Annotated in this window: 7 protein-coding genes and 1 pseudogene; 6 read left to right on the top strand and 2 right to left on the bottom strand. The window is 46.1% G+C overall.

Features of this window, described 5'->3' with window-relative positions:
• A pseudogene (locus ACRBG0_RS25890) lies at positions 1-1,170 on the bottom strand (PEP/pyruvate-binding domain-containing protein); the annotation flags it as partial.
• A gap of 428 nt (positions 1,171-1,598) precedes the next feature.
• Here ACRBG0_RS25890 and ACRBG0_RS25885 point away from each other — a divergent pair.
• Both ACRBG0_RS25885 and ACRBG0_RS25880 read left to right on the top strand, forming a co-directional pair.
• Positions 1,599-2,402, top strand: coding sequence for a prolipoprotein diacylglyceryl transferase (locus tag ACRBG0_RS25885; protein ID WP_431489733.1), 804 nt, complete (start codon positions 1,599-1,601; stop codon positions 2,400-2,402).
• Between the two features lie 15 nt (positions 2,403-2,417).
• The gene (locus ACRBG0_RS25880; RefSeq protein WP_431489732.1) at positions 2,418-2,885 is read left to right on the top strand and encodes a DinB family protein; all 468 of its coding nucleotides are present in this window, start codon (positions 2,418-2,420) and stop codon (positions 2,883-2,885) included.
• Positions 2,886-3,033: 148 nt separating this feature from the next.
• Here the strand turns inward: ACRBG0_RS25880 and ACRBG0_RS25875 are convergent, their stop codons facing one another.
• A complete protein-coding gene (locus ACRBG0_RS25875; RefSeq protein WP_431489731.1) occupies positions 3,034-3,867 on the bottom strand; it encodes a phosphatase PAP2 family protein in 834 nt (277 codons plus the stop codon).
• Positions 3,868-4,065: 198 nt separating this feature from the next.
• On the opposite strand from ACRBG0_RS25875, the gene ACRBG0_RS25870 reads away from it, so the two are divergent.
• The 4 genes from ACRBG0_RS25870 (at position 4,066) to ACRBG0_RS25855 (ending at position 8,943) form a co-directional block, all read left to right on the top strand.
• Positions 4,066-4,479 (top strand): hypothetical protein, encoded by a 414-nt coding sequence (locus tag ACRBG0_RS25870; RefSeq protein ID WP_431489730.1) that lies wholly within the window; start codon positions 4,066-4,068, stop codon positions 4,477-4,479.
• Between the two features lie 184 nt (positions 4,480-4,663).
• Positions 4,664-6,058 carry a radical SAM protein gene (locus tag ACRBG0_RS25865; RefSeq protein WP_431489729.1) on the top strand — a complete coding sequence of 465 codons (1,395 nt, stop codon included), beginning with the start codon at positions 4,664-4,666 and terminating at the stop codon, positions 6,056-6,058.
• Positions 6,055-6,252: a hypothetical protein gene (locus ACRBG0_RS25860; protein ID WP_431489728.1), complete on the top strand. Its 198-nt coding sequence runs from the start codon at positions 6,055-6,057 to the stop codon at positions 6,250-6,252. The genes ACRBG0_RS25865 and ACRBG0_RS25860 overlap by 4 nt, the downstream gene beginning before the upstream one ends.
• Before the next feature lie 33 nt (positions 6,253-6,285).
• Complete coding sequence (locus ACRBG0_RS25855) at positions 6,286-8,943, top strand: hypothetical protein (protein WP_431489727.1); 2,658 nt, start codon at positions 6,286-6,288, stop codon at positions 8,941-8,943.
• Positions 8,944-9,091: the final 148 nt, after the last annotated feature.

Here is a 9,091-nt window from a genome sequence, read left to right as displayed (position 1 = left end):
AGCCCCCAGTGGCATCGTCGTACTATCCGGCACCGACCACTGATCGGAAGAATAACGGTACCACTCCCAAGGGGCGAGGTAGCCACTGGCAGCTGTAGCTTGCTCCAGGTAGCAAATCTCCTCTAGCTGCTCCAAAACAGTAGCGTTTTCCTGCTTGCCGGCGGTACGATAGAGAACTTGTTCCAACATCAAACTGACATCCATGGCCGCTAACCGGTACGATCCCCGAGACAGGCTCATAATCTGATCCCGAATATCCCGCATCAGGTCGGAGGTAGCCGAAATGTGAGCAATATGAGGACTGTCGTTGTTAAAATAAGCGAGGTAATCATTCACACTACCACGCAGCGGATGATCAGAAGGTAAGCCCCTCAACAGCTGCTTGATCTCTTCGTAATGATCAAAGCTGTAATGCTTCTCCATCACATCGATCAGTTCGTTCATCGTTTGCAGTTGTGCAGGCTTGAAAGCTGCTTCGTGTTCTGCTTTAAAAGCACGTACCGCCGCCAAATCGGTACGATCCGGCTGTCCGTGAATTTTCACCCGTAGGTTCATAAACTTGGGATATGACTCCGAAAGCACTTTCGAGAGCGCCCGCATATCGATGGTTCCAGGGGTATCTTCGCGGTGTGGGACACGCTGTACCGCTTGCCGCAACAGGAAGAAGTTATCCTCCAGCTTATCTTCATCCGCCAAGGCCCAGATGAGGAATTCTTTGCCCCATTTTAGTTCGTCTTCGATCTGGAAAGCTCCCCGGTAGAATTGGCCACGTTCCAAAATCCAGCCATTGTCATTGAGCTGAAGATACTTGTCGATCTGGTACTGCTTGAGCATAGATTGCTGGAAAGGCTCATCCCAAAAGTCGGATTTTTCGCCACCAGCTAGAATCTGTGCCGGGAAGAAATGGTAATCCTTGCCGTAGCGGATCAGCTCCGGGGATAGGCGCGCGCGCTGAATGGCATCCTTATCATCCGGGCAAGGATCTTTGGGTTCACGAACCGTGCCGTCGCTACAAAACCAGCGAATATCGCGATAAGGACCACGAATGAGGCCGCGCCATTCGGTGATCTGCTCCTTTACGGATTCAGGGTTTCTTATCTCCTGAGCAATAAGGGAATGCGGCATTGTAAAGACGATAATAAATAAGAGGGAAAGCAAGCGTAATACCATCGGAAAGGATTTTCGGTAATTAATGTCAAGATGCTTCAAGGTAACGAGAATTCAGAGGTTCAACGACATGAATCTCTATTTTGTGCGCTGGAGGCACAAGATTTCTAGGCCATTTTTAGACGTAGGTAACCTTTTGGAGATACTATATTTTATCACATAATTTCACAGTTTTTTTTTGTGCGGCTCCCCCATCTACCAACTAAAACTATATGACTATGTGATGAAACTAATCCACACTCTTTCTCACCACAGAGACACAGAGAGATAAACTACACACACAGGCAAGCACAACGCCGCTATGTGACTATGTGATAAAATCGACCTTTACTACATAGACTCATAGTTTCTTTCAGGAAATCAAACCTCGCTTAGGATTGGATATATTTGTAGATAATCAGCTTGACATTTTTAACTGTCCCGAGGTCCACGTGCCCAAATTTCCATCAACCATCAACACCCAACCTTCAACAAACTATCAAACCATCAACCATCTAACCCTCTTCCTCCCCTACGAACCTACCATTGCTGGAAAAGCCATCAACGTCCATCTCATTTTGGAGTATTTGGCGTTTTTTCTGGCCTTTCGTTACTACGTCTTTTTGCGCAAGCGGCAAGTAGATACCATTTCTACCGACAACCGCTTATCTATCATCCTGGGAGCTATTCTTGGGGCTTTGGTGGGCTCGCGACTGGTGGGTTACTTGGAAAACCCCGTACTAATTTCCTCTCTTGAGCAGTTGCTACAGTTGATGAACATCAAGACCATCATGGGTGGCTTGTTTGGTGGACTGTTGGGTGTAGAGACGGCCAAAAAGATCATTGGTGAAAAACAATCCTCTGGTGATCTCTTTACCTTGCCCATCATTGTTGGCATCTTTATTGGTAGAATCGGTTGTTTCCTGATGGGAATCAAAGAGTTCACCTATGGTAAAGTAACGACCTTCCCACTAGGAATGGATCTTGGTGATGGCCTGTTGCGGCACCCTCTGGCTGCATACGAACTGGTCTTCCTCGTCGGCTTATTTTGGTTACTAAAACGCTTTCGCGAAAGGAAAAATCTCGAAAACGGGATGCTCTTCAAGCTGTTCATGCTATCCTATTTTGGCTTTCGCTTTTTGCTGGAATTTCTTAAACCCAATGTTTTCTTTGTACTGGGGTTGAGTAGTATCCAATGGTTATGCGTAATTTGTTTTGTGTATTATCGCCGGGTGCTGGGGGTAAAAATAAGTTAGATCCAAACAAAAAAAATGAACCAATCGGAACTCATAATTTTAAATTTCACAGAAATAAGGAGAAGAAGTGTAAAACTTTGGAATGGGCTACCTGAGAAATATTACAACTGGAAACCTGACGAAAAAGCAATGAGTGCATCAGAGATGATAAGACACGTTTTGGAGGCTGATTATGGCTGGAATATTATTATTAATCAAGGAGACATAACAAATTATAAAACACCTTGGAAAAACCGACCATTTATAAACCTAAAAGAGGAACTCGAATTTGCTGAGCCTTTTAGAAAAACATTTTTAGAAAGTGTTCAACAATTTTCGGACAAGGAATTAAACGAAACCAAAATCGTTCACCCAGGAAATGGAGACAAGAAAATCCTTGGAAAATATTTATTACGGATTGGATATCACGAATCTGTTCATGCAGGACAATTCCTGTCGTATTTAAGAGCAATGAAAATTGACAGACCCAAAATATGGGATTAAAAAAAACACTACAGCCAATAATGAATAACCACAATTACGGCGACCAGTTGGTTAAATGAATCGCAATTCCTACAACCAGAAGTTCGATGCAGTGGAGATAGGTGCATTCTCCCCGTTGTACGTCAAAACAACATATAAATTAAAATAATTAAAACGTATACGCCAGTCTAAACGATCTATAGCCAGCATCAAGCTTTAATGCCGTTTTCTTCGTTTTATTTCGGTTGTTTCTATGGAAATAAGGGGTGTAATATCCTATTAAACCTCCAATTCCAGCACCAAAAACAACATCGGTTAAAAAGTGTTTGGCTGCCTTTAAGCGACCGTACGCTACAAATGTAGTTGCACCTCCAGCAATGGCTAAAGGAATAATTTTGCTACGTTCCGGATACAAATCCTGATACACCCGAGCCATAAAAAAGAAAGACGTAGCGGTTACACCTACATGTCCACTATAGAAAGAATTAGACAACCTTACTCCGGTTCTCCTTTCAATATCCAGGTCTTCATAATAAACAATCGGTCTGTTTTTGCGGTGAAATTGTGGAACGCCTAAAGTGTAAACGTTGGCATTTATGGCGTGGGCCTTTAAATACATCAGAGTATAATCTAAAGCTTGATGCCTGATGCGTTTATGAGCAAATAAAACAACAGGCAACAGGAGAGAGCCTCTCATCACAAAATCTGAACTTTCATGCCATCTATCAAAATCACCTGAATCTTGATCTAATACCCAACGTTCAAATTTTGGCACATCATTTCGGTCTAACTTGAGTAAATCAGCTGTTGTTACTCTCGAACGATCATCCAAAATATTTAACCCAACGGCATTGGTTACAAAACCTGTTCCTACGATGATTGAGGAGGTCAATCGGTTAATTTTATATAGCGGTTCTACAGTTTTAGTTGTATCTCTTATTATTTGTCCAAATGCATCTTGAAAACAAAACAAAGCAATCATGATGTAAAGGTACCTTCTCATTTATTATGGTTTTGGATGGCAAAAGTAGAGATTCTATTAAAAAGGGGGCATTTTTATGGATTGTAGTCGGCTACTGCGCCGCCACCAACCGTTAAGAGCTCATACTATATAAATACATAAAACAAGCTTCAAGTGATGTATAAGAATCCCCTTTATTTCATTGTACTTCTCCAATTGTTTGTTTTCAGTTGCAGGGAAATGAAAAGTAAAAAACCTGAAGAGGTCTCAAAAGTTGAGTTGAGTGATATTATTACAAAAGAGGCCGAAGGTGGTTTTGAAATCTGCCTTGCAAGTCCAGTAAAGCCGCCATCTGCACGTGAGTTGAAGTTTGAAATTAGATTTAAAAATGGGGAAGTAGTGAATAGTGTAAATGAGAAAATATTAGCTACAGCAATAGAAGCAAAAAGGTGTTTTTATGTTGATGTGTATTATGGCAGCATTCATAGGAGAAATCTTAGAAATCGTGATTTAGAGGTCAGGTCTATATTACAAAGCCAATGGCAAAAAGACTCAATTCAAAGCCTTAAAGTAACGGTCTACGAAAGTAGTTTCAGCGATAAAATTTATGGCGAAAAGACTTTTGATACAACCTATATTTCAAGGTTAAAATGATTTTTTGTTGACAAAAAGGACATAGGTAGTATTAATGGTGTTCGCCCTCAAAGGCTCACTTCGTCAAAAATGTGCGATAAAATCCCCTTCGGTTTTGCGCGTGCCGAAGACCCCGTAGAGATCACAATGTGGCATGACTGTGTCAAAATACCTATTTTTGAACACGCTCCACAAATTCTAACAAATGCCTACCAGAAATTATACCTATTACGACTTCACCCTCAGCCTGTGTCCGCAGTGCCTCAAGCGGATTGATGCGAAAATTGTCTTTGAAGACGAGAAGGTCTACATGCTCAAACGTTGCCCCGAACATGGCCGTAGCAAAGTCTTGATTGCCGACGATGTTGAGTACTACAAAAACATCCGCAACTACAACAAGCCTTCGGAGACGCCTTATAAATTCAATACCCAAACCCACTATGGCTGCCCTTACGATTGTGGCTTGTGTCCCGACCATGAGCAGCATTCCTGTCTGACAGTGGTGGAGGTTACGGATCGTTGTAATTTGAGTTGTCCGACCTGTTATGCGGGTTCTTCGCCGACTTATGGGCGGCATCGCACCTTGGACGAAATCAAAGCCATGCTGGACACCGTGGTGGCCAACGAAAAGGAACCCGATGTGGTGCAGATCAGTGGTGGAGAACCGACCATTCATCCGCAGTTTTTCGAAATATTGGATTACGCCAAGTCGCTCCCCATCAAGCACGTGATGCTCAACACGAATGGCATCATGATTGCCAAAGATCAGGCTTTCGCCGAAAGGCTGGCCACGTATCAGCCCGATTTTGAAATCTACCTCCAGTTCGATTCTTTCAAAAAGGAAGTGCTGGAAACCATGCGTGGTGCCAACCTTACTAAAATCAGGGAAGACGCCCTGGCTCGGCTCAACGCCCTGAACCTATCTACCACCTTGGTGGTCACCTTACAAAAGCACCTCAACGACGATGAAATTGGTAAGATCATAGACTTTGCTTTAAAGCAAAAATGCGTACGCGGCGTCACTCTGCAGCCTACCCAAATTGCAGGGCGACTCGACAACTTTGATGCCCAAACAGATCGTATCACTCTCACGGAGGTGCGCCGTAAAATATTGGAACAAACCGACGTTTTCCAGTCCGACGACCTCATCCCCGTACCCTGCAACCCGGATGCGCTCGTAATGGGCTACGCCCTCAAACTAGGCGACGAAGTAGTGCCTCTCACCCGCTACATCAACCCCACCGACCTGCTAGATAACAGCAAGAATACCATCATGTACGAACAAGACGAGCAGCTGCACGGCAAGATGATCGAGCTTTTCTCCACCGGCAACTCGGTAGACAGTGCCAGCGAGAACCTCCATTCCATCTTGTGCTGCCTGCCCCGCATTGATGCGCCCAATCTGGGTTACGACAACCTCTTCCGGGTCATCATCATGCAGTTTATTGATGCTTACAATTTCGATGTGCGGGCCATCAAAAAATCTTGCGTTCACATCGTCAATAAAGACAACAAGATCATCCCGTTCGAGACCATGAACCTCTTCTATCGGGATGATAAACTGGATTACCTCAAAACCCTTCAAAACCAAGCGCAATGATATTACTTGAAATTGGAAACCTCGGCGGCCTATTTCTTATGATTATTCTGATCATGCACTTGCCTGGTATTATTTTAACCATCATTGGCTTTATTATCAAAAAAAACAAGCCCAAAGCTGCGAAGGTCTTGTTTATCGTTGCTGGCGTATCTGTTCTGATTAGTTATGGGATTTGCGGGAGTATGATGGTGTAACAGTTAAAAATTACTTCTTACTTTTGCTCCCCTATGCTAGCAAAACTTATTCTTATCCGGGCCTGTACCTACGACCTGGCCGAACTGGATTTTAGCCACGGCGACGCCATGCAACTGGTAGGCGGCAACAACGTGGGCAAAAGCTCGATGATTTACGCGCTCAATTTTCTGTTTGTCATCAACCGCAAGCGGATGTCTTTTATGGGCCGCAAACCGGCGGATAAAACCACCATGGAATACTACTTCCCTACGGCGGAGAGTAGTTTTGTGGTCTTTGAAATCAGCAAACGCGGGCGAAAATATTGCATTCTTGTGTGGCGTGATGGCAGCGGCAGTGCTTGCTATGGTCGATTGGAACATGCTTACGAACGCAGCTTATTTTTTGAAGAAGATAACGATGGTCTCCAACCGCTCAGCCTCAGTGCGCTACGGCGCAAATGGCTCCTTCAAGGGATCAAATTGACCATCCTTAAGAACAATCCGGAGATTTTTCGCACGGTCTACCATACAGGTAGGGCCAACGATGCGGCGGTCTGGCTGCGCAGTAGTGGCCACGGGCGCGGCGCGGAAGGGTTTAGCAAACTGTACCGCTACCTGATTGATACGCGCCTCATTGATGATACCGCACTGCGCGAAATTCTGCTGCTGGCCGACCATCGTAGTGAAGACAAACTCAGCTACAGCGGCATCAACCTCTCTGATATTGAGCGGTTGCGCAAGCTGAAGGCACAGGCCGATTTGCTGCATAAAAACCAGGAAAAATTCACCCAATTCCGCGACGGCTACCTGCGGCTGGCCAGCGACCAGGAGGAACTCAACCAAATGGCCGCAGCCTTTCGCTTTCATTCAACGCAGATACGTGCCGAAATGGAGGTCAATCAACACCGCTACCAGGAGGATCTCCTCAACGGCCAAGAGCAACTGACACTTCTCCAATCCAGTCATCAGGAAGTACAACGGAAAATCGGGGTACTACAGGAACAAATACGTAGCGGAAAGCAGCAGTTGGAGCAGCTCCAAAAGTCGATAGGTGAGATAAAGGCCCTACCGACGGAGGATTTCTTGCACAATAGTCACGAAAACATTCAGGCGGCCGTCAATAATCTACAGTTTCAGTTGACGGAACTGGGCCAACTGAAACTCAGCCCTCCCGAACTAAAGGCCCGGATTGCAAAATCTCAACGGCAGATTGCTCAACTGAGCCAGCAACGGGACAACCTTGCCAACTGGCTGATCTTTCACCTTGCAGAAAAAGAAGAAGACCGACAGCTGCTCAACGCAGTATTGAGTCCGGCAACGGCGCGTTTGGATGCGGCTGCTTTGCGCAAAAAAATCACCAGCACCAACGCTTTGGTCAAGCTCTTTGATGGTGCGCTGGAATTACCTAAAGATTTCAAGCTGCCCGAGCTACCCAACCCCGAGCAAATTGCGGCAGAAATAGCCGAAGAACAAGAAAAACTCACCCGTAACGAGCGCCTGCTGCAAGCCGCTCAAAACCGTGCGGAACTGGAAAAGGAAGTTCAGGATAACCGGCAAAAACTGGCAAATATCCAGTCGCAGTTGCAGCAAATCGCCAATTTACCTCAATTGGAAAGCAAGGCCAATGCACATACTGCCACCCAAAAAGACCAAGCGGCTCAACTGGAAACCCTGGAGAGTGATAGCCGCCGCCTGACCGAAGACTTGCGCTTGCGCAATCAGGAACAGGAACTCCTGCGGGAAAAACAACGGGAATACAAAAACCGCGAGCAGCGGATCATGGGCTGGTTGCGAAAGCTGGAAAGTTTTCAACTGGACACCCAGAAAACAAGCTACACACCGAGTGGCCAAGCAGCCCCCGAGTTGGAACGCTTGTTTAACGAGCTGGAAAAGCGCTACCTCCAACTCAAGGAACTGCTCAACAGTACCCGCAACGACTTTGGGTTTCTGCGCCGGGATTTGCTCTCTGAAACCGCTGACGAAGCAACTTTCATCGAAGAAACCGACCAGGCTTATCAGGGCTTAGACGATCAAGAAAAGGTGATCGACTCGCTGGTGGATAGCATTGGTCAGCGTTTTGCCAATCCAGCAGCCGACTTCCTGCATCAGTACGGGTTGTTCCGTGATTTCATCAATCAGAAATTTAATCGGAGCTTGGCCAAGTTGCATATTTCCAACATCGAAGCCCTCCGCATTGAGCTGGTGCCCAATGACCGGCTGCAAACCGACCTCCGTAAAATTAGCGAGATGGACCTGAGCAGCAACAGCCTTTTTGGTAGCGAACGGGGCGGCCTCACCGTCTTGCGGCGCTACATCGAGCAGGGCAAAGACATTGCCTTCAGCGACTTGTTTAGCTTGCAGCTTAAGTTGACCATCGCCGGCAAAGAGAAGACCGTAGACCTGAGCAAACAGGTAGAAAGCGATGGTACTGACCGGATGCTGCGCCTCGTGATCGTGATGCAGGTGATCAGTCGCCTCGTGGACTTGAGTCCTGAAAATCGAATCGTCATGTTCATTGACGAAATTGCGACCATCGACGGGAAGAACCGCCCGCAGTTGGTGGATTTTTGCCGAGAGCACCACTTTTACCCCATCTTTGCCGCACCGGAAATGGTGGAAGGTTTTGACCGCTACGTACTCATCAACCGGATGTCCAACAAACGTTTGGTGGTAGAGGAAGGAAAACACTACGTCGATGTCGAAAGAAACTGAGCTCCGCACCTTTAGCCGATTGGCCGCTGGCGAGCAGTTGGCCTGGGGCAATGTGCCCAAATCGGTCAAAAATGGCAATTCCTTGAGCGAATTGCTGGCGACAGGTGTATTGACGAAAGTGAGACGCGGCGCCGGACAAGTACTGATG

The organism is Lewinella sp. (genome assembly GCF_050633125.1).
GTDB lineage: Bacteria > Bacteroidota > Bacteroidia > Chitinophagales > Saprospiraceae > Lewinella.
The sequence above is the reverse complement of the archived record's forward strand: the minus strand, read 5'-3'. Positions and strand labels throughout refer to the sequence as shown.